Genomic DNA, 19,094 nt, shown 5'->3' with positions numbered 1-19,094 from the left:
CCACCTACGGATAACGGGAGACATTCCGGAACAGTCCGAGGCGGTGCAACCCGACCGCCCCGACCGCCAGCCCGCAGAAGAGCACGGCCCACTGCTCGGCGATCACCAGCAGCCGGGCGGGAAATCCCTGCGTGACGTGGACGGCGCCGTCGCAGGTGATTCGTGAGCCGGCCGAGGGCACGTCGACCCGGACACCGGAGAGGTGCACGCCGCGTTTCGGCATGGCCGGCACCCGGACCTGCCGTTCCGGCCCGTCCGCCGAGGTCATCGCGCAGGTCCGGGCATGATCACGAACACCGCCGTTGAGGAAGGCCGGGCCGGCTCGCAGTGCCTGCTCCGCGCGATAGGAACCGGCGTAGGCGACACCGACCAGGCCGAACCACACCACCGTGATCAGCAGCCCGAGACCGGTCAGTCCCCACCCGACGATCACGACCCGGCGGTTCCGCTCACCAAGCGCCATCGTCGCTCCGCGGCCTCGAAGGCGAGCTGATGACGGCGCCTGACATCTCAATTCCCCGATCGACGCATCATCGTCGGCAGATCCGATACCGCGCCCCGCCCGTTCCGGTGCGGAACGGTTGGCTTCTCAGGCCGGCGTCTCTGGGCTGTTGTACTCGGCGTCGTGGGCCTGGCGTGGGGCGCAGACCGAGGCGCGGGAGCAGGAGCAGCGGGAGCCGTCGGTGTCCAGGCGGACGACGACCGAGTCCTTCGGGACGCTGTGCGCGACGACCCGGCCGTCGCCCTCGGGGGTCGTGACGCGACTGCCGATGGCCGGGGCGGATGCCTGGAAGTTCTGGTACAGCGGGTGTTCGTACTTGAGGCAGCACATCAGGCGGCCGCAGGCGCCGGAGATCCGCAGCGGGTTCAGGGGTAGGTCCTGATCCTTCGCCATCCGGATGGTGACCGGCTCGAAATCGGTCAGGAAGGTCGCGCAGCACAGGTCGCGGCCGCACGAGCCGATGCCGCCCTGGACGCGGGCCGAGTCCCGGGCGGACAGCTGGCGGAGCTCGACCCGGCAGTGCAGGGTGGCGCCCAGGTCGCGGACCAGGGAACGGAAGTCGACCCGGTGCGGGGCGGTGAAATAGATCGTGGTGCGGTCGCCGTTGCCGCCGGACGGGTCCAGCACGTGGTCGACGGCGACGACCTTCATCGGCAGCTCGTGCGCCTTGATCAGCTTTTTGGCGGCGACCTTCGCCTCGGCCTTGCGTTTGCGGAGCGTCTCGTCGCGGCGCATGTCGTCGTCGACGGCCAGCCCCACGATCTTGGGGAAACCGTCGGTGTCCTCGCTGACCCATTGCGGCGCCCAGACGCACTCCGCCACCTCGGGGCCGTCGTCGGTCGGGACCAGAACGCGGTCGCCGACGGACGGGGTGAACTCACCCGGATCGAGGTAGTAGAGACGGCCGTACCGGTTGAAGCTGACCGCGCACAGCATGCCCATGCGATCAACCCTACGACGTTCGACAAGCCGTACCAAATGCCGGTTTTGAACTACCCGCGAGGGTTGTCGCATAGATGCCGCGCAACCGCCCTAATCGACCTTCGTTGGCCAGTCCCGGAAGCGCCGCCCCGGCGCCTCGTGCCGAAAGGACTTGCCATGACACCCGCCAGGTCGCTGGCCGCCAGTGTCGCTGCGCTCGGGTTCGCGAGCACGATCACCGTGCCGCTGCCGGCCCTCGCCGCATCGCGCACTTCGATCCTCGCGCACGCCGCGCCGGCCCCCTGCGAACGGGCCGAACGGTGGGCGGCGCAGGCCGAGGCGGAGTTCCTGCGGATCGAGCGGCTCGACCTCCGGGGCGGGGAGAAGCGGGAGCACGGGGCGGGCGTCACCAAGCGGGACAGCGGGGAGCGGCCGTCGGTCTCGGCGCCCGAGCCCGCCGGGGACGTGTTGAAGCAGCTCGACGGCATCCCGTCGACGCCGAAGCCGACTGGGGACTCCGGCCCGGCGAAGGACAAAGCCGACACGGACCCGGGGAGCGGGTCGGATTCGGGGAAGGTCGCGGACACCGACGATTCCGACAAGGCCGATCAAATCGCAACCGGAACTGGCAAGACATCCGATTCCGGCAAGACCACCGCGAACAGCGCGCCGGACAGCTCCGGCAAGGGTGGGACGCCGGAGTCCGCGGCGGAGTCGAAGGGGCTGCTGGGCGGAATCGGTCACCTTCTGGGCGGCCTGGTTCCGGCGGCCGATCGGTCCGGCGAGACCGCGGCGGGCTCCGGGGCTGCGACATTCCAGGCTGCGGCCTTCCATTCCGCAAATTTCCCGGGTACGGGCATCCGGACCGCAGCTTTGCGCGCAGGTGGGGATGACCGCACCGAACTCGGCAAGCCCGGCGCGGCCGACGCCGAGGTCGTCGGCGGTCCGACCGGCGACCCGAGCCAGGTGATCAGCGGCGTCGGGGTCGGCGACGCGCGAAGCGTCATGATCGCGGACGCGCCGGTGAAGTCGGCGGCGGCCGGGCTGGTGCTGGACGGCCGGGTCGCCGGGGCGCCCGCCGCCGAGCAGGTACTGCAGCAGGCGCCGCCGTCGCATCCCAAGCCGACCGAGCAGCACAGCGGGGCCAGGCGGTTCGGCCCGATCCAGGTCGGCGCCGGGGCGATGTCCGCACACGCTCGCTGGGATCCGGCGATGGGGTGCGCGGGCGCGGCCGGCCAGGTCTCCGACTCCGCCACCCGGCTCGAGCGCGTCACGTTGAACGGCGGCCTGATCCGCGTACCGGACAAGATCTCGAGCCTGAGCAGCACCGCCATGAGTGGGCGCGGAAGCGGCGCGGTCGCGATCGCCTCGGCGACGGTGACCGCGGGGCGGATCGAGCTGGCCGGCGGCGAGGTGCGGATCCGGGTGTTGCGCGCGCCGACCCTGCGGGTCGGCATGTCCGCCGCCAAGGGCGCCGAGGTTCGCTATCGGCCCGCGGTGGTCGAGGTTTCCGGCAAAAACCTTCCGCGTACGACGTTGAACACCGCGAGTGAGCAAGTTGACGTCACGGTGAGTGACGCTGGGCAGGTCACCGAGTCCGCGACCGTTCCGGTCCTGCCGTCCCAGGGGTCACCGCTTCCGTCGATCCCCGGCCTGCCCGCACCGTCGGACGGCGCCGACGGTGGGACGCCCGCATCGCCGGGCAGTTCCGCACCCTCATCGCCGGGCGGTTCCGGCAACGGGCTGCCTGCATCGCTCGGCGGATCCGGCAACGGGACGCCCGCGTCGCCGGGCGGTTCCGGCAGTGGGACGTCCGCGTCGCCGGGCGGTTCCGGCAGTGGGACGGCCCTGTCGTTGGGTGGATCTGGGGACGAGGCGTCCGTGCCGTCGAAGGGTTTCGGCATCGGGGCGCCGGTGGCCGAGAGTGCCCTGGCCGGCGGGAAGGTGATCGTGCGGGTGTCGCTCGGTGACGTCCGGCAGGCGTCGAAGGGTCACGCGGTGGCCGCCCGCGCCACCGCGATCAAGGTGTCGGTGCTGCGCCCGGCCGCCGGGTCCGCGGACCGGGGCAAGGCCGGGTACGAACCGTCCGCAGTGGTCGCCGACCTCGGCATCGGTGTGCTGGAGGCGGCCGCGGTCGCCCCGGAGCAGGGCCGGCACGCGATCGAGTCCGGCGTCCAGGACGGGACGCTGCCGCTCACCGGCCCGCGGATGGCTCCGGTCTTCGTCACCGGCGCGAGCCTGCTGGTCGGCGGGGTGTGCGCCTTCCTGCTCGGCGCCCTGCGTCGCCGTCGCACGCACTGACCCGCGCGCTGGGCCAGCGCCGGGCCCCGCACTGGGCCTCGCGCTGGGTGCCCGCGCTGGGTGCCCGCGCTGGGTGCCCGCGCTGGGTGCCGGCGGCTGGGTGCTGGCGGCTGGGTGCCGGCGGCTGGGTGCCGGCGGCTGGGTGCCGGCGGCTGGGTGCCGGCGGCTGGTGGTCGCCTATCGGCCGGATCGGGCCGGTTCGGTAGGCGACCACCAGCCGCCGGCTACCTTTAGTGACCACATCGGACGATTGAGGTCACGGTTTGTCGCGGCGCCAGGTTTGCCGTGGCGCGAAACCGTCGCGGCGCAGCCAGTGCTCGGTGTAGACGATGCGGTCGGGTTCGAGGACGACCAGCGTCTCGGCCGGTGGCTCGGTGAGCGGACGGCCGCGTTCGGCGTGCTCGTTCTCCCAGCGGAACGCCGACCAGTACGGGACCTGCTCCGGGTCGTCCGGGCCGAGCACCCGCGCACGGCCGAATAGCTGGGCGCCACGGCTGCTGGCCAGGCCGACCAGCGGCGCGAAGATCCCGATCGAGCCCCGCGGGTCAGCGGCGATGTTGCGCATCTTGGGCGACCGTGGCGAGGCGGTGAACATCACCGCGAGATCCAGCGAGTAGTACCGCACCGGTGTGGCCAGCGGCCCGTCCGTCCCGGCGGTGGCCAGCACGCACATGTTGTGCCCGGAAAGCAGATTCCGGATCCGCTCCTCGAGCCGATCGAGCGGCAACCGGCGAGTCGGCGTAGGTCCCGCCAGCCAGGGATTATTCAACGGCATCGAAGAACAATATCGGTCACAACACCCGCAGAGCCCGCCGTCCGGCCAGGCAACCCGCGCGGGACCGAACTGCCGGGAATCGGCCGGGCCGGGCTGCGGGGTCACGCCGGTTGATCAGGCTGCTCGGCCAGCCCGGCTGGATCAGACCGGACCGGACCGAGCCAAGCCAAGCCGGACCGAGCCGAGCCGGACCGAGCCGAGCCGGACCGAGCCGAGCCGGACCGAGCCGAGCCGGACCGAGCCGGCTGGATCAGGCTGGCTGGGGGGACTTCAAGGAGAGGGCGTCGGCCAGTAGGTCTTCGGCCTGGTCGTAGCTGTCGCCGACGGTGCGGAGCAGGAGGGCTGCGACGTCGGCGGCGGCGTGGGTCTCGCCCGGCTGGGGGAAGCCGGCTCCGGCGGTCAGGGTGAGGGCCTCGGCTGAGATCAGGACGCCGGCCAGCGCGCCGGCGAGGTCGCCCCGGGTGCGGGTCATCCAGTCGGTCAAGGCGTCGGCCAGGTCGGCGGTGGCGGTCATCCGGCGGGACAGGCTGTCCGGGGCGGCGGTCAGCTGCTCGGCGGCGCGGCGGCGGGCGGATTCGTAGGCGTTGGCGGCGTCGCCGGTCCAACCGGTCGCCAGCGGGAGGGTGTCCGCCGTGTCCGTGCAGGCCTGGGCCTGGGCGCGGAGCTCGGGGGCCGCGTCGGCGACGGCGGCCGGGTGCAGGGCGGCGACCGCGCGGGCGGCGTCGCCCGGGAGCAACCGGACCCGGCGCAGCTCGGGCCAGACCTCGTGGCCCTCGGGCGCGCCGACCGCGGAGAGCACCTGGTCGACCCGGCTCAGCAGCGGCTCGGCGGCGGTGAGGAGATGATCGAGGCGGTCCATCAGAGGCCCTTCAGGAAGCGGCGCTGGACGGTCTCGTCGGTCGCGGCGTAGTCCCGCGCGTTGGTGCGGACTGAATGGGCCAGATCGGACAGGCGCTGGGACAGATCGGCCGCCTCGTCGGCGCGGGCCTGGAGCGCCGCGACCAAGCTCTCGTGCAGCCGGCGCCCGAGCCGGCCGGGACGGCCGGTGTCGTCGGCGCCGAACGCGTCGGCGGCCGGGCGCAGCCGCGGCACCCGCCGGTCCATCGTGGTCAGCGTGGCGGCCGCCTGATCGATCTGGTCAGCGAGCCGGTCCATGTCAGTAGGCCTCCAGGGAGCGGAACGAACCGAAAACCTCGGCGTGCAGCTTTTCCCGCGCCCAGCGGGCCGCCTCGGTGGCGCTGGTGACGACGGCCTTCAGCTCGCGGGCGAACTCGACGGCGTCCCGCCGGGCCAGGGCACCGTGGACCCGGACGTCGAGAATGTCGCCGGCGGCGGACACCACGACCTCGATCGACTGGTCGGGCGAGTGCACCGTTACCTGATGCGCCGCCACAGCCTTGTCGAACTCGGCGCGCAGGCCCTCGACACGTTTATATCGATCGATCGCATCATCGATCCACGCCTCGTCGATCTCCCGGGCCATGCACCAGGCTCCTCACCGCGCGTCATGTCGCCGTCGCGTTCCGGAATCCGAATCTACCGGCATCCCGACCTCCTTGGTGTCCTCTGTGGATAACTTTCCCGGCTGAACACAGCGTCACCAAGATCCCCGTTGATCATCACCCTGCGTCAGCGCTGGAGAGGCGGGCGAAGGCGATGCGAGGGGTGGGCGTCGGCCGGGCGCCAAAAGCACACGCAGAAAGCAGGCGGCGAGAGGGACTGGCCGCGATAGCGCGGCGGCACGGCGCGACGGACCGGGCCGCGGCAGAAGACGGCGGCACGCCGCGAATGGGGGGCGGCGGAGGAAAGCCGGCGGCAAACGCGGGGCGGTGGAGGAAGCGCCGCGGCGGCGGATGCGGGGGCGGCGGAGGACGAGTTGCGGCGACGGATGCGGGGTGGTGGCGGCGGGAGGGGACAACCGGTCCGGAGGTTGTCAGGGGTGGGCAATACCATCGGTGGGTGATTCGGGATGGGGTGTTCTCCGACCTGGTCGGGCAGGACGAGACGGTCGAGACGCTGCGGCGGGCCGCGCGGGCGGCTTCGCGTGTCGTCGCCGGGGAGCAGGTCGGCAGCGGGGCGATGACCCATGCCTGGATCTTCACCGGGCCACCCGGGTCCGGGCGGTCGCTGGCGGCCCGGGCGTTCGCGGCGGCGCTGGAGTGTGAGCGGGACGGGGCCGGCTGCGGTGAGTGCCACGGCTGCCGCACGGTGCTCGGGAAGACCCATGCCGACGTACGGTTCGTCGCCCCGGAAGGCCTCTCGATCGGCGTCGGCGAGATGCGGGCGCTGGTGCTGCGCGCGGCGACCGCGCCGTCCGGCGGGCGCTGGCAGGTCGTGGTGATCGAGGACGCCGACCGGCTCACCGAGGCCGCGGGGAATGCGCTGCTCAAGGCGATCGAGGAGCCGCCGCCGCGGACGGTCTTCCTGCTCTGCACGCCGTCGACCCACCCGGACGACATCTCGGTGACGATCCGCTCCCGGTGCCGGCTCGTGCCGCTGCGGCAGGCGCCGGCGGACGCGGTCGCGGCGGCGCTGATGGAGCGGGACGGGCTCGCCTCGGAGACCGCCACCTGGGCGGCCGCGGCGGCTCAGGGCGACATCGTCCGGGCCCGGCTGCTGGCCGCCGATCCGGAGGCGCGGTCCCGGCGGGACGCGGTGCTCGCGGTGCCGAAGCGGCTGACCGGAGTGGGCGCCGCGTTCGAGGTGGCGGCGGCGCTGGTGGCCTCGGCCAAGGCGGAGGCGGCGGCCGGCGTGGTGGATTCGGACGCCGCCGAGCGTTCGGCGCTGGAGCAGGCGCTGGGCGCGGGTGGCACCGGGCGCGGGGCGGCCGGGGCGATGCGCGGGGCGGCCGGGCAGATCAAGGATCTGGAGAAGCGGCAGAAGTCGCGGGCCACCCGGGCGCAGCGGGACGCGCTCGATCGGTCGCTGGTCGACCTGGCCGGGTTCTACCGGGACGTGCTGATCACGGCGTTGCGGGCGCCGGTGGCGGTGGTGCACGGGGACGTGTCGCCGCAGTCCGAGGCGGCGGCGCGGAAGTGGACGCCGGAAAGTGCGCTGCGCCGGCTGGAGGCGGTGCTGGCCTGCCGCGAGTCGATCAATCAGAACGTCAAGCCGGAGATCGCCGTCGAGGCCATGATGCTCAACCTCTGGAAAGGCTGAGGCGCGGCTGGGCCTTGACCCGGGCGGCGGGTTGCGTGGGTTCTTTTGAACCGTGCCCGCCCTCGGACGTCGCCCTGTAGGGCCTCGCGTTTTGGGCGCCCCGCGCCCTGCGAGGCCCGGAAGGGTCCCCGCGGGAGCGACGATCTGTACCCCAGCGGACCGAGGCAATGAAGAATTTGACTCTCTGAAATCGCCGAAGGCAGGAAAGCCGGAAGCCCAAGAAAGCCGGGGGGCGCGAGAAGGCAGAAGCGCGGGAAATCCGGAAGCGGGCCGCGACGGAGACGGAGAGGCTGCGCCGGCGGACGGTGCCGGCGCAGCCTGGTTCTCGGTCGGGTCCGGAATCAGCGCCGGACCAGCAGGAAGGTCTCCCGAAGCGTGTCATAAGCCGGTTTCGGCTGCAGATTCTCGTCGAGCGGGGTCGCCGATCCCTGGCCGTCGAAGAAGCCCGGCACCCACGAATACTTGTCGGTGAATCCCCACACCGTGTACGACACACAATGCTTCACGATCAGGCAGGCTCGCAGGAGCAATCCGAATCCCTCGGCCTGGGCCTGCACCTTTGCGGTGTCCGGCGGCAACACCATCCGCACGTCGACTTCGGTGAACGCGGTCGAGACGCCGAGCTGGTCGAATCGGCGGACATTTTCCAGGACGTCGCCGGGGAAGCCGTATTGCACGCCGAGGTGGCCCTGCATGCCGTAACCCTGCACCGGGACGCCGGCCGCGCGCAACCGTTTCGTCAGCGCATAGTAGGCATCGCTCTTCGCGTTCACGCCCTCGTTGTTGTAATCGTTGAGGAACAGCAGCGCCTTGGGGTCGGCCTGGTGCGCCCAGCGGAATGCGTCGGCGATGTAGTCCGGGCCGAGCGCGCGCAGCCAGATCGTGTCGCGGAGCGTGCCGTCGTCGTTGAAGATCTCATTCGCGACGTCCCACGCCCAGACCCGGCCTTTGAAATGGCCGACCTCGTCGAAGATGTGTTTGCGCAGCAGGACCCGCAATTGTGCGGGGGTGTACGCGGCCTCGGTCAGCCAGGCCGGGTTCTGGCTGTGCCAGACCAGGGTGTGGCCGCGGACGAGCTGCCCGTTCTTCCGCGCGAAGTCGACGAGCCGGTCGGCGGCGGTCCAGTCGTAGACGCCGGGCTGTGGCTCGACGACCTCCCACTTCATCACGTTCTCCGGGGTGACCGTGTCGAACTCGCGGGCCACCGCGGCCTGGTAGGGGGCGTCTGCGGCGAGCGCGGCCATGTCGACCGCGGTGCCGATCCGCACGCCGGAGCCGTGCGCGGCGGCCCGCAGCGAGCCGTCGTCGTGGGCGGGGGACGGGTGGGCGCTGGCCGGTGCGGAGCCGGCCACGGCAAGGCTGACCGCGAGGAACGCGGCGATGCGACCAATTCTCATCTGTGGTGCCTCCGAAAGTTACGGGGACAAGCCGAAACGTTATGCACCTTGGTCGACTCCGTCAACGGTGTCCATTGATGACCATCCGAGCGTTCGCATGGCGCAGCAGCGGATGTTCCGCCCTTGACGACATAGATGGACGGCTCTACGTTACGGAGATCTGTCCTGCGGATTTCCGAAACTTTCGGAGGGTGCCATGTCCACCAGACGTCAGCTCCTCGCCGTCTCCGCCGGCGCCGCGGCCGCCGGCATGCTCTACGAAAGCCCGGCGCAGGCGCATGAGAAACGCTGGGTCGCCTCGTGGGCCGCGGTTCCGACCACCATTCCGCCCGCCCCGCCCCTGGTGCTGACCGATCAGACCGTCCGGCACGTGGTCCACCTGAGCATCGGCGGCGATCAGCTGCGGATCCGGCTGACGAACGAGTTCGGCGAGACCCCGCTGCGGATCGGCGAGGTGCACGTGGCACGCCGGTCGGGAAGCGGTGCCAGCACCGACGCGGTGTCCGGAACCGATCACCGGGTCACGTTCGGCGGCCGGGGCTCGGTCACCGTGCCGGCCGGGGCGCCGATCGTCAGCGATCCGGTCGGCCTGCGCGTCGCCGCCGGGCAGGACCTGGTGATCAGTGTCTACCTACCGCAGGCCACGCCGGTCACGACGCTTGCCGCGTTCGCGTTCCAGGACAACGTGATCGCCGCCGGGAACGTGACCGGGGCACGAACGGTCACGGCGACCAGCGTGATCCAGCAGTACCTGTTCCTGTCCGGGGTGAGCGTGCACGCCTCCGGCGGGTCGATCGTCACGCTCGGTGACTCGATCACCAACGGGGCGAACACCGCGGCGAACGCCAATCACCGCTGGCCCGATCTGCTCTCGGCGCGGCTGAAGGGCAGCCTCGGGGTGGCCAACGTCGGCGTCTCCGGTAACCGGCTGTTGCACGATCCGAATCCGCCGGCCGGCAGTCCGGCCGTCGGGTATGCGGCGTATTTCGGGCAGAGCGCGCTGCGGCGCTTCGACCGGGAAGTGGTGGCCCAGCCCGGCGCGGAGTTCCTGGTGGTCCTGCTCGGGGTGAACGATCTCGGTCATCCTGGGACGTCGGCGCCGCCGGACGAGGTGGTCGGCGCGGACGATCTGATCTGGGGGCATCGCCAGTTGATCGCGCGGGCGCACCTGGCCGGGCTGCGCGCCTACGGTGCGACGGTGCTGCCGTTCAAGGACGACACGCTGGGGTTCTACAGCGCGGAGAACGAGCGGAAACGGTCCGTGCTGAACCGGTGGATCCGGACCTCCGGAGAGTATGACGGGGTGATCGATTTCGACGCGGCGGTGCGCGATCCGGCGGACCCGCTGCGGCTGAACCCGGCGTACGACAGTGGCGACCACCTGCACCCCAACGACGCGGGGATGCTGGCGATGGCCACCGCCGTACCGCTGCGGCTTTTTAAGATTTAGGCGTTTCGTCGAGGCCGAAGGCCTCGGCCAGCTCCTCGACCGGAGCTTCGGCCGGGGTCGGGGCGGGCTTTTCCGGCGAGGTCGCGGCACTCGGGCCGGGCGACGATTCCGACGGTACGGACGGAGCCGCGCCCGGTTCGGGAGGTTCGGGTAGGACGTCGGCGAGCCGAGCGGTCACCGCGCCCGCGAGCTCCGCGGCCGGCCGGGCCGCGTCCAGCACCAGGTACCGCTTCGGATCAGCCGCGGCGAGGTCCAGGAACGCGTACCTCACCCGCTCGTGGAACGCCAGCGACTCGCTCTCCAGCCGATCGGCACCCACGCCCCGGGCGCCGACCCGGTCCAGCCCGACGCCGGGGTCCACGTCGAGCAGGACCACCAGGTCCGGCTTGAGGCCACCGGTCGCCCACGACGAGAGCCAGGAGATCTCCTGCACCGGCAGGGTCCGCCCGGCGCCCTGGTAGGCCAGCGAGGAATCCACGTACCGATCGCTGATCACCACCGCGCCGCGGGCCAGCGCCGGCCGGACCAGCGTGGCCACGTGATGCGCCCGGTCGGCCGCGTAGAGCAGCGCCTCGGCGCGCGGCGACGGCCCGTCCGACGAGTGGTCCAGCACCAGCTTGCGGATCCGGCCGCCGAGGTCGGTGGCGCCCGGCTCCCGGGTGACCACCACGTCCCGGTCCTCCGCGCGCAGCGCCTCGGCCAGCAGGTTCAGCTGGGTCGACTTGCCGGCGCCCTCGCCGCCCTCGAAGACCACGAACAGCCCGCTGCGGACGAACTCCTCGGCCGGGGCGAGCGGGCGCCCGCGGACCGAGCCGATCAGGTCGGCCAGGACCGGCACGCCCTTCTTGTCGTCCATCTGCCGGAACGCGCCGATGCCGACCCAGATCCCGAGCGCGCCGCCGACCAGCAGCAGCACCCGGGTGGACGAGACGTCGAAGTGCACCGAGCCGAGCTGGACCCGGCGCGAACTGCCCAGGCCGACCAGCACGCCGGCCAGGGTGATCGCGGCCAGCAGCACCATCCGGACGCCGATCTGCACCACGGCGAAGACCCGGCCGCGGACCTCGTCGGCGACCTCGCCGTAGAGCAGCGTGGTGCCGGCCAGGAAGGCCATGCCGGCGCCGGCGCCGACCAGCAGCGCGCCGAACAGCGCCATGGACAGGTGGAAGGCCACGCCGAGGAACATCACCGAGCCGCTGGACAGCACGATGCTCATGCCGAACCAGCGGCGACGGGACAGGTCCCGGACGATCATCGGGCCGAGCCCGATGCCGCACGCCAGGCCCAGGAAGATCACGCCGAAGAGCAGCGAGAAGGCGGCCTCACCGGCGCCCAGCGAGACCGCGTACGTCTTCGCCGCGCCGATCACCACGCCACCGGCCGCGAACGCGCCGAAGATGCCCAGCACCAGGCCGCGGACCAGCGGGGTCTTGCCGATGTACTTCCAGCCGTCGAGGAACTGCCGGGTCATCGTCTGCTCGGCGGCGTGCGCGCGCTCGGCGCTGCGACCGCCGATCTCGCGGATGCCGAAGAACACCACGAGCGCGGTGGCCAGCCGGGACAGCGCGTTCAGGTAGAGCGCGATCTGCACCGGCTGCGCCCAGTCCGGCAGCGAGGCGCCGGACTGCTGCAGGCCGGCGGTCAGCGCGGAGAGGCTCAGGGCGGCCAGGATCGGCGTGATGCCGTACGTCGTGACCAGGGTGAGCTGGTTGGAGACCTCGATCCGGGACTTCGGGATCAGGTTCGGAACCGCGGCTTCCTTGGCCGGGATCCAGATCAGCGTGATCGTCTCGCCGAGCAGCGTGGCGATGGTGGCCCAGATCGCGGTGAGGCCGGGTGACCCGCCGAACACCGGCACGAGCGGGATCGAGCCGTAGATCACGAACCGCAACAGGTCGGTGATGATCATCGTCCAGCGGCGGTCGAACCGGTCGGCGAAGACGCCGGCGATCGGGCCGAGGAACAACGCCGGCAACAGGCGCACGGCGATCGTGGCGCCGAACGCCACCCCCTGCGCGGCCGGCTGCTTGAACTGCGCCGCGGTGAAGATGCTGGTGGCCAGCAGGCCGATCCAGTCACCGAACGAGGCGGCGCCGAGCACCAGCCACAGGCGGCGGAACGGTCTGATCCGGAGGACGGAGCGGAGTGCGGCGGCACCCGAAAGGTCGACCGGCGCAGTCTCCTGGCGGCTTTCCGTGTTGATGGCCCCTACCTCCCCGTGGTCACTGCTCGGAGCACTGTATCCGGCCCGCCCAGGTCATCGGGGGTTCGCACCATCGAGTGCAAGAGAGATGAATGTCTTTCGCGTTGCTTCGGATCGGGATAGCGTGCCGGTGTGCTCACCGACCGCAATGCTCTGCGCCAGCGACTGGAGAAGGCCACCGATCACCTGGAGACGCCGACCGCGGTGATCGACCTGGCCGCGTTCGACGACAACGCGGACCGGTTGACCACGCGCGCGGCGGGCAAGCCGATCCGGGTGGCGACCAAATCGGTGCGGTGCCGAGCCCTGCTGGAACGGGTCCTGGCCCGCCCCGGGTGGCACGGTGTGATGGCCTACACACTTCCGGAGGCGATCTGGCTGGTCCGCTCCGGCGTGACCGACGACGTGCTGGTGGCGTACCCGACCGCGAACCGCGCCGCGCTGCGGGAACTGGCCGGCGACGAGAAGCTGGCCGCCGCGATCTCGATCATGGTGGACCACACCGCCCAGCTCGACCTGGTCGACCAGGTGTCGCCGCCGGAGGAGCGGGCCACGGTCCGGCTGTGCATGGATCTGGACGCCTCCTGGAAACCGGCCGGCTCGCTGCACGTCGGGGTCCGCCGCTCCCCCGTGCACTCGGCCGTGCAGGCCGGCACGCTCGCCCGCAAGATCGCCGGTCGGCCGGGGTTCCGGCTGGTCGGGCTGATGTCCTACGAGGCGCACATCGCCGGGGTCGGCGACGACCCGCCGGGCCGTGCGCTGCGCGGCCGGGCCATCCGGCTGATGCAGAGCCGGGCCTTCCCGGAGCTGCTCAACCGCCGGGCCGCCGCGGTCCGGGCGGTCCGCGAACACGCCGACCTGGCGTACGTGAACGGCGGCGGCACCGGCAGTGTCGCCGCGACCAGCGCGGACCCGGCGGTCACCGAGGTCACCGCCGGCTCCGGGCTCTACGGCCCGACGCTGTTCGACTCGTACCGGAACTGGCAGCCCACCCCGGCCGCGTTCTTCGCGCTCTCCGTGGTCCGCCGCCCGGCCCCGCGGATCGCGACCGTGCTCGGCGGCGGCTGGATCGCCTCCGGCCCGGCCGAGGCGTCCCGGCTGCCCCTGCCGTTCCTGCCCGAGGGGCTGTCGTTCAAGGGCGACGAGGGCCCCGGCGAGGTGCAGACCCCGCTGCTCGGCGACGCCGCCGAGCAGCTGCGCCCGGGTGACCGGGTCTGGTTCCGCCACGCCAAGGCCGGCGAGCTGTGCGAGCACGTCAACGAGTTGCAGTTGATCGACGGCAGCACCGCGACGCCGGCCCCGACGTACCGGGGAGAGGGCCATGCGTTCCTGGGCTGAGCCCCGGCGAGCCGGCTCAGGCGTGCACGTGCCGGTGCAGATACTCCCGGATCAGGGCCTTGACCTCGGTCAGCACCGCCTCGTCACCGGCCGGGTCGCGCCGGAACGCCAGCTTGATCAGCGCGTCGGCGGCCTCCACCGAGATCTGCAGCGCGAACCGCACCCGGTTCCGGTCGACCAGCTTGAACTGGTCGGTCAGCAGCTCGGCCAGGCGCTCGGCGATGACCGCGTTGTTGTCCCGGTCCGAGTCGAGCAGGTGCAGGTCGACCACGTCGCCGAAGTGCAGCGTCCGGAAGCCCGGCACGCTGCGGTGCATGTGAATGTAACCGTCTATGGCCGCATCCACCGCGTCCCACCAGTGCTGGAACGTCTCCGCCGCGAAGCGGTCGGAGAGGCTCTGCAGGTAGGCGTCCATGTTGCGCAGCGCCAGGGCCTGGACGATGGCCCGTTTGTCCGGGAAGAACTGGTAGACCGAGCCGATGGCGACCTCGGCCCGCTCGGCGAGCAGTGTCGTGGTCAGGCCCTCATAGCCCACCTCGTCCACCAGCTCGGCGCAGGCATCGAGCATGCGTTGTACCCGGGCAACGCTTCTGCCCTGCACCGGAACCCGCCTCAGCGGTCCGGTGCTGACGGTTGGTGTCGACACGCGTCGCCACTCCCTCTCAGCAGTGATAAATCGAACGTTACTCGGATCAACGAGCGAGGCACATCGACGGGACGCCAGGTGGTGGTGTCCCCTCGGACGGAGGACAAAAGCCGGAATGACTACACCCGTTAACTCCCGCCGGTGGACCAACTGGGGACAGAACCAGCAGTCCGTCGCCGAGGTCCTCGCCCCCGCAAGCATCGACGAGGTCGCGGCCATGGTCAGCGCCTCCGCCGAGGCCGGCCGCCGGATCAAGACGGTCGGCAGCGGGCACTCGTTCACCGCCATCGCGGTCGCCGATGACCAGCGGATGTTGCTGCACCGGCTCGATCAACTGGTCGCCGTGGACGGTCCGCTGGTCACCGTCCAGGCCGGGATGCGGCTGGCCGAGCTGAACGCGGTGCTGGCCCAGCACGGCCTGGCCATGCCCAACCTGGGCGACATCGACACGCAGACGGTGGCCGGCGCGATCGCCACGGCCACCCACGGGACCGGGATCCAGCACGCCACCCTCGCCTCGTGCGTGGAGGCGGTCACCATGGTCACCGCCGACGGCAAGATCGAGCGGTACGACCGGGAGTCCCCCGAGTTCCACGCCGTGGTCGTCGGGCTGGGCGCGCTCGGCGTGATTGTCCAGGTCACCCTGCGGTGCGTGCCGGAGTTCGTGCTGCTCGCCGACGAGCGGCCGATGTCCCTGGCCGACGTGCTGGCCGGGCTCGCGGACTGGATCCCGGCCAACGACCACGTGGAGTTCTACTGGTATCCGTACACCGATCGGGCCAGCCTGAAGCTCAACAAGCGGGTCGAGGAGCACGACCGGCCGCTGCCGAAGTTCCGCAGTTGGCTCGATGACGAGTTTCTGTCCAACACCGTTTTTGAAGGTGTCTGCAAAATCGGACGAAAGTTCCCGCGGGCGGTGCCCGGGCTCAGCTCGATCGCGGCCCGCGCACTGAGCGCCCGCACCTACACCGGCCGCTCCGACCACGTCTTCTGCAGCTCCCGCCGGGTCCGCTTCACCGAGATGGAGTACGAGATCCCGCGCGCCGCCCTGCCCGACGTGATCGACGCGCTCCCCCGGCTGATCGACTCGCTGCCGTTCAAGGTGCTCTTCCCGGTCGAGGTGCGGTTCACCGGGCCGGACGACCTGTGGCTGTCGCACGGGTACGGCCGGGAATCCGCCTACATCGCCGTGCACCAGTACCTCGGCGTGCCGTACGAGCCCTACTTCAAGGCGCTCGAGGCGCTCTGCGAGCCGCTGGGCGGGCGGCCGCACTGGGGCAAGCTGCACTATCGGACCGCGGCTGACCTGCGGCCGGCGTACCCCCGCTTCGACGACTTCCGGGCCGTGCGGGACCGCCTCGACCCGGCCCGGGTCTTCACCAACGAATACCTGGACCGGGTGCTCGGCAAGTAGTTACTCGGCGGACGCCGCGGCTTTCTTGGCCGCGGCGGTCGTCTTCTTGGCCGGCGCCGCCTTCTTCGCCGCGGCGGCCTTCTTGGCCGGCGCCGCCTTCTTCGCCGGGGTGGCCTTCTTGGTCGCGGCCGCCTTCTTGGCCGGCTCGGCCTTCTTCGCCGTGGTCTTGCGCGCCGTGGTCTTCTTCGGCGCCGGACCCTTCGCCCGCTTCTCGGCGATCATCTCGATCGCCTGCGCGAGGGTCAGCTCCTCGGGGGTCTGACCGCGCCGCAGCGTCACGTTCGTCTCGCCGTCGGTCACGTACGGCCCGAAGCGGCCGTCCTTGACCACCAGCGGCTTCTCCGACACCGGGTCGACGCCCTCCAGGTCCCGCAGCGGCGGCTTGGCCGCACCCCGCTGACCCCGGGTCTTCGGCTCGGCCAGCAGGGCCAGCGCCTCGTCCAGCGTGACCGTGAAGAGCCGGTCCTCGCTATCCAGCGAGCGCGAGTCCTTCAGCCGGGAGATGTACGGCCCGTACCGCCCATTGCGCGCGACGATCTCGTTGCCCTCGGCGTCCTTGCCGACCGTCCGGGGCAGCGTGAGCAGCTGCAGCGCCTGCTCGAGCGTCAGCGTCTGCGGCGACTGCGAGGCGAACAGGGACGAGCTGCGCTCGCCGCTCTGCACGTACGCCCCGTAGCGGCCGGACTTGACCACCACCGCCTCGCCGGTCGCCGGGTCGTCGCCGAGCGCCTTGTCGCCGTTGCCGGCGAGGAAGAGCTCGGCCACCTTCTCCGGGGTGAGCTCGTCGGGGGCCACGCCCTCCGGGATCGAGGCGCGGTCCTCGGCCGGCTCCTCCTCGCCCTCGGCGATCACGGCCGCCTTGCGCTGCAGGTACGGCCCGAACTTGCCGACCCGGACGAGGACCTGACGGTTCTCCTCGTCGGTGAAGAGCGGGATCGAGTTGACCTCCCGCGCGTCGATCGCGCTGAGGTTCTCGGTGACCATCTTCTTCAGGCCGCCGGCCCGGGCGATCTCCTTGTCCGCACCGGGCGCCTGGCTGCCGAAGTAGAACGAGGTGAGGAAGTCCAGCTGGGTGCCGTCACCGGCGGCGATGTCGTCGAGCTGGCCCTCCATCGCGGCGGTGAAGTTGTAGTCCACCAGCTGTGGGTAGTGCCCTTCGAGCAGACCGATCACCGCGAACGCCAGGAACGACGGGATCATCGCCTGGCCGCGCTTCTCCACGTACCCGCGGTCCTGGATGGTCTGCATGATCGACGAGTACGTGGAGGGGCGGCCGATGCCGAGCTCCTCCAGCGCCTTGACCAGCGAGGCCTCCGTGTACCGGGCCGGCGGGATGGTGTGGTGGCCCAGCGCGTTCAGCTCGTCGGCGGTCAGCGGCTGGTCCTTCACCAGGTTCGGCAGGCGGCGCTCGGCGTCCTCGGCCTCGGCGTTCTCGTCGTCGGAGGACTCCACGTACGCCCGGAGGAAGCCGGGGTCGGTGATCGTCTTGCCGGACGCCGAGAAGTCGGCCTCCTCGTTCGAGGTGGTGATCGCCCGGATCCGGACGCTCACCGAGTTGCCGACCGCGTCGGTCATCTGGGACGCGATGGTCCGGCGCCAGATCAGCTCGTAGAGGCGGAACTCCTCCGAGTTCAGCTCCTTGGCGACCTCGCCGGGGGTCCGGAAGTTGTCCCCGGACGGGCGGATCGCCTCGTGCGCCTCCTGCGCGTTCTTCGCCTTGGTGGTGTAGCGGCGCGGCTGCGGCGGCACATTGTTCGCCCCGTAGAGCTCGCCGATCTGCCGGCGGGCGGCCGCGATGGCGGTCTCGGAGAGGTTCACCGAGTCGGTACGCATGTAGGTGATGTAGCCCTTTTCGTACAGGCTCTGCGCCACGCTCATCGTCTGCTTCGAGGAGAGGCGCAGCTTGCGGGCCGCCTCCTGCTGCAGCGTCGAGGTGATGAACGGCGCGTACGGCTTACGCCGGTACGGCTTCTCCTCGACCCGGGTGACCGTGAACGGGCGGCCCTCCAGACGGGCGGCCAGCCCGCGGGCGCCGGCGCCGTCCAGCTGGACCGCGCCCGAGCCGGTCTTCAGCTGCCCGGTGGTGGGCTCGAAGTCCTTGCCGGTGGCGATCCGGTCGCCGTCCAGCGCGATCAGCGTCGCCTGGAAGGACCGGGCGCCCTCGGCCGGGCCCACGATCGAGAGCTGGGCCAGGATGTCCCAGTACTCCGCGGAGCGGAAGGCCATCCGCTGGCGCTCACGCTCGACCACGATCCGGGTGGCGACGGACTGCACGCGGCCGGCGGAGAGGCCACGCATGACCTTCTTCCACAGGACCGGGCTGACCTCGTAGCCGTACAGCCGGTCCAGGATGCGGCGGGCCTCCTGCGCGTCGACCAGGGAACGGTCGATGTCGCGCGGGTTGGCCACCGCGGCCTGGATGGCCGGCTTGGTGATCTCGTGGAAGACCATCCGCTTGACCGGCACCTTGGGCTTGATCGTCTCGACCAGGTGCCAGGCGATGGCCTCGCCCTCGCGGTCCTCATCGGTGGCGAGGAAGATCTCGTCGACCTCCTTGGCCAGCCGGCGTAGCTTCGCCACCTGCTGCTTTCGGCCCTCGGAGATCACGTAGAGGGCGTGGAAACCGTTGTCGACGTCGACCCCGAGCCGGGCCCAGGCCTGGCCCTTGAACTCCTCCGGCACCTCGTCCGCGTTACGCGGCAGGTCACGGATATGGCCGACGGAGGCCTCGACGAGATAGTCGGGGCCCAGGTAACCGGCGATCGTCTTGGCCTTCGACGGAGACTCGACGATGACCAGACGGGTCAACCTGGCGTCACTCGGCACGGCACTCCCATTTGGTTCGGTCCTCGGCGCTCCCCGTCGTCGCACCCGGCGAGGCACAGATGTTCAACGTAACGCGCCGGACGAGCACTCATTCCCGGTAAGCCCCGCAGTCGGATGGTAACGGTCCGGCCACCGCTTGCGTCCGACCGCGACACCGTACAC

General features: G+C 71.3%; 15 protein-coding genes. 5 read left to right on the top strand and 10 right to left on the bottom strand.

All coding sequences use genetic code 11. The features are described from left to right. Positions 1-4: 4 nt before the first annotated feature. Entirely contained in the window at positions 5-463 is a 459-nt protein-coding gene (locus L3i22_RS01470) for a hypothetical protein (protein ID WP_221325207.1), read from the bottom strand. 126 nt (positions 464-589) lie between these two features. Beyond that, positions 590-1,444: a regulatory iron-sulfur-containing complex subunit RicT gene (locus tag L3i22_RS01465; RefSeq protein ID WP_221325206.1), complete on the bottom strand. Its 855-nt coding sequence runs from the start codon at positions 1,442-1,444 to the stop codon at positions 590-592. A gap of 156 nt (positions 1,445-1,600) precedes the next feature. Here L3i22_RS01465 and L3i22_RS01460 point away from each other — a divergent pair, with 156 nt between their 5' ends. Beyond that, on the top strand, positions 1,601-3,724 hold the full coding sequence (locus tag L3i22_RS01460; protein ID WP_221325205.1) for a hypothetical protein: 2,124 nt from the start codon (positions 1,601-1,603) through the stop codon (positions 3,722-3,724). A gap of 256 nt (positions 3,725-3,980) precedes the next feature. Here the strand turns inward: L3i22_RS01460 and L3i22_RS01455 are convergent, their stop codons facing one another. From L3i22_RS01455 to L3i22_RS01440, 4 genes are all read right to left on the bottom strand, one after another. Next, entirely contained in the window at positions 3,981-4,499 is a 519-nt protein-coding gene (locus L3i22_RS01455; RefSeq protein ID WP_221325204.1) for a pyridoxamine 5'-phosphate oxidase family protein, read from the bottom strand. Between the two features lie 250 nt (positions 4,500-4,749). Next, positions 4,750-5,358, bottom strand: a complete 609-nt coding sequence (locus L3i22_RS01450; RefSeq protein ID WP_221325203.1) for a hypothetical protein — start codon at positions 5,356-5,358, stop codon at positions 4,750-4,752. Further along, positions 5,358-5,654, bottom strand: a complete 297-nt coding sequence (locus L3i22_RS01445; protein WP_221325202.1) for a hypothetical protein — start codon at positions 5,652-5,654, stop codon at positions 5,358-5,360. The genes L3i22_RS01450 and L3i22_RS01445 overlap by 1 nt, the downstream gene beginning before the upstream one ends. A gap of 1 nt (position 5,655) precedes the next feature. Then, the gene (locus tag L3i22_RS01440; protein WP_221325201.1) at positions 5,656-5,982 is read right to left on the bottom strand and encodes a YbaB/EbfC family DNA-binding protein; all 327 of its coding nucleotides are present in this window, start codon (positions 5,980-5,982) and stop codon (positions 5,656-5,658) included. A 479-nt stretch (positions 5,983-6,461) separates the two neighbouring features. Here L3i22_RS01440 and L3i22_RS01435 point away from each other — a divergent pair, with 479 nt between their 5' ends. After that, positions 6,462-7,658 carry a DNA polymerase III subunit delta' gene (locus L3i22_RS01435; RefSeq protein WP_255658635.1) on the top strand — a complete coding sequence of 399 codons (1,197 nt, stop codon included), beginning with the start codon at positions 6,462-6,464 and terminating at the stop codon, positions 7,656-7,658. A 341-nt stretch (positions 7,659-7,999) separates the two neighbouring features. Here L3i22_RS01435 and L3i22_RS01430 read toward each other — a convergent pair whose 3' ends face one another. Continuing rightward, positions 8,000-9,055 (bottom strand): endo-1,4-beta-xylanase, encoded by a 1,056-nt coding sequence (locus tag L3i22_RS01430; RefSeq protein WP_221325200.1) that lies wholly within the window; start codon positions 9,053-9,055, stop codon positions 8,000-8,002. A 196-nt stretch (positions 9,056-9,251) separates the two neighbouring features. Here L3i22_RS01430 and L3i22_RS01425 point away from each other — a divergent pair, with 196 nt between their 5' ends. Next, the gene (locus tag L3i22_RS01425; protein WP_221325199.1) at positions 9,252-10,505 is read left to right on the top strand and encodes an SGNH/GDSL hydrolase family protein; all 1,254 of its coding nucleotides are present in this window, start codon (positions 9,252-9,254) and stop codon (positions 10,503-10,505) included. On the opposite strand, the gene tmk is transcribed toward L3i22_RS01425, so the two are convergent. Next, complete coding sequence (gene tmk, locus L3i22_RS01420) at positions 10,495-12,606, bottom strand: dTMP kinase (RefSeq protein ID WP_255657869.1); 2,112 nt, start codon at positions 12,604-12,606, stop codon at positions 10,495-10,497. The two genes, L3i22_RS01425 and tmk, sit on opposite strands and share 11 nt — an antisense overlap. Before the next feature lie 234 nt (positions 12,607-12,840). Between tmk and L3i22_RS01415 the strand changes: the two genes are divergently transcribed. Then, positions 12,841-14,046: an amino acid deaminase/aldolase gene (locus L3i22_RS01415; RefSeq protein WP_221325198.1), complete on the top strand. Its 1,206-nt coding sequence runs from the start codon at positions 12,841-12,843 to the stop codon at positions 14,044-14,046. A gap of 16 nt (positions 14,047-14,062) precedes the next feature. On the opposite strand, the gene L3i22_RS01410 is transcribed toward L3i22_RS01415, so the two are convergent. Next, entirely contained in the window at positions 14,063-14,692 is a 630-nt protein-coding gene (locus L3i22_RS01410) for a TetR family transcriptional regulator (protein WP_221325197.1), read from the bottom strand. 115 nt (positions 14,693-14,807) lie between these two features. On the opposite strand from L3i22_RS01410, the gene L3i22_RS01405 reads away from it, so the two are divergent. After that, positions 14,808-16,106 (top strand): D-arabinono-1,4-lactone oxidase, encoded by a 1,299-nt coding sequence (locus L3i22_RS01405; RefSeq protein ID WP_221325196.1) that lies wholly within the window; start codon positions 14,808-14,810, stop codon positions 16,104-16,106. Here L3i22_RS01405 and topA read toward each other — a convergent pair whose 3' ends face one another. Continuing rightward, positions 16,107-18,932, bottom strand: coding sequence for a type I DNA topoisomerase (topA, locus tag L3i22_RS01400; protein WP_221325195.1), 2,826 nt, complete (start codon positions 18,930-18,932; stop codon positions 16,107-16,109). Between the last annotated feature and the right edge of the window lie 162 nt (positions 18,933-19,094).

Source organism: Actinoplanes sp. L3-i22, from assembly GCF_019704555.1.
In the GTDB taxonomy this organism is placed as follows: Bacteria; Actinomycetota; Actinomycetes; order Mycobacteriales; family Micromonosporaceae; genus Actinoplanes.
Note: the sequence above shows the minus strand (reverse complement) of the source record. Positions and strands in the feature narration are given on the sequence as shown.

Bases quoted from the DNA above. Each gene is read 5' to 3' on its own strand.
- L3i22_RS01425 (WP_221325199.1), top strand. From the start codon at position 9,252: ATGTCCACCAGACGTCAGCTCCTCGCCGTCTCCGCCGGCGCCGCGGCC.
- L3i22_RS01470 (WP_221325207.1), bottom strand. From the start codon at position 463: ATGGCGCTTGGTGAGCGGAACCGCCGGGTCGTGATCGTCGGGTGGGGA.
- L3i22_RS01430 (WP_221325200.1), bottom strand. From the start codon at position 9,055: ATGAGAATTGGTCGCATCGCCGCGTTCCTCGCGGTCAGCCTTGCCGTG.
- L3i22_RS01450 (WP_221325203.1), bottom strand. From the start codon at position 5,358: ATGGACCGCCTCGATCATCTCCTCACCGCCGCCGAGCCGCTGCTGAGC.
- L3i22_RS01405 (WP_221325196.1), top strand. From the start codon at position 14,808: ATGACTACACCCGTTAACTCCCGCCGGTGGACCAACTGGGGACAGAAC.
- L3i22_RS01465 (WP_221325206.1), bottom strand. From the start codon at position 1,444: ATGGGCATGCTGTGCGCGGTCAGCTTCAACCGGTACGGCCGTCTCTAC.
- L3i22_RS01455 (WP_221325204.1), bottom strand. From the start codon at position 4,499: ATGCCGTTGAATAATCCCTGGCTGGCGGGACCTACGCCGACTCGCCGG.
- L3i22_RS01460 (WP_221325205.1), top strand. From the start codon at position 1,601: ATGACACCCGCCAGGTCGCTGGCCGCCAGTGTCGCTGCGCTCGGGTTC.
- L3i22_RS01445 (WP_221325202.1), bottom strand. From the start codon at position 5,654: ATGGACCGGCTCGCTGACCAGATCGATCAGGCGGCCGCCACGCTGACC.
- L3i22_RS01440 (WP_221325201.1), bottom strand. From the start codon at position 5,982: ATGGCCCGGGAGATCGACGAGGCGTGGATCGATGATGCGATCGATCGA.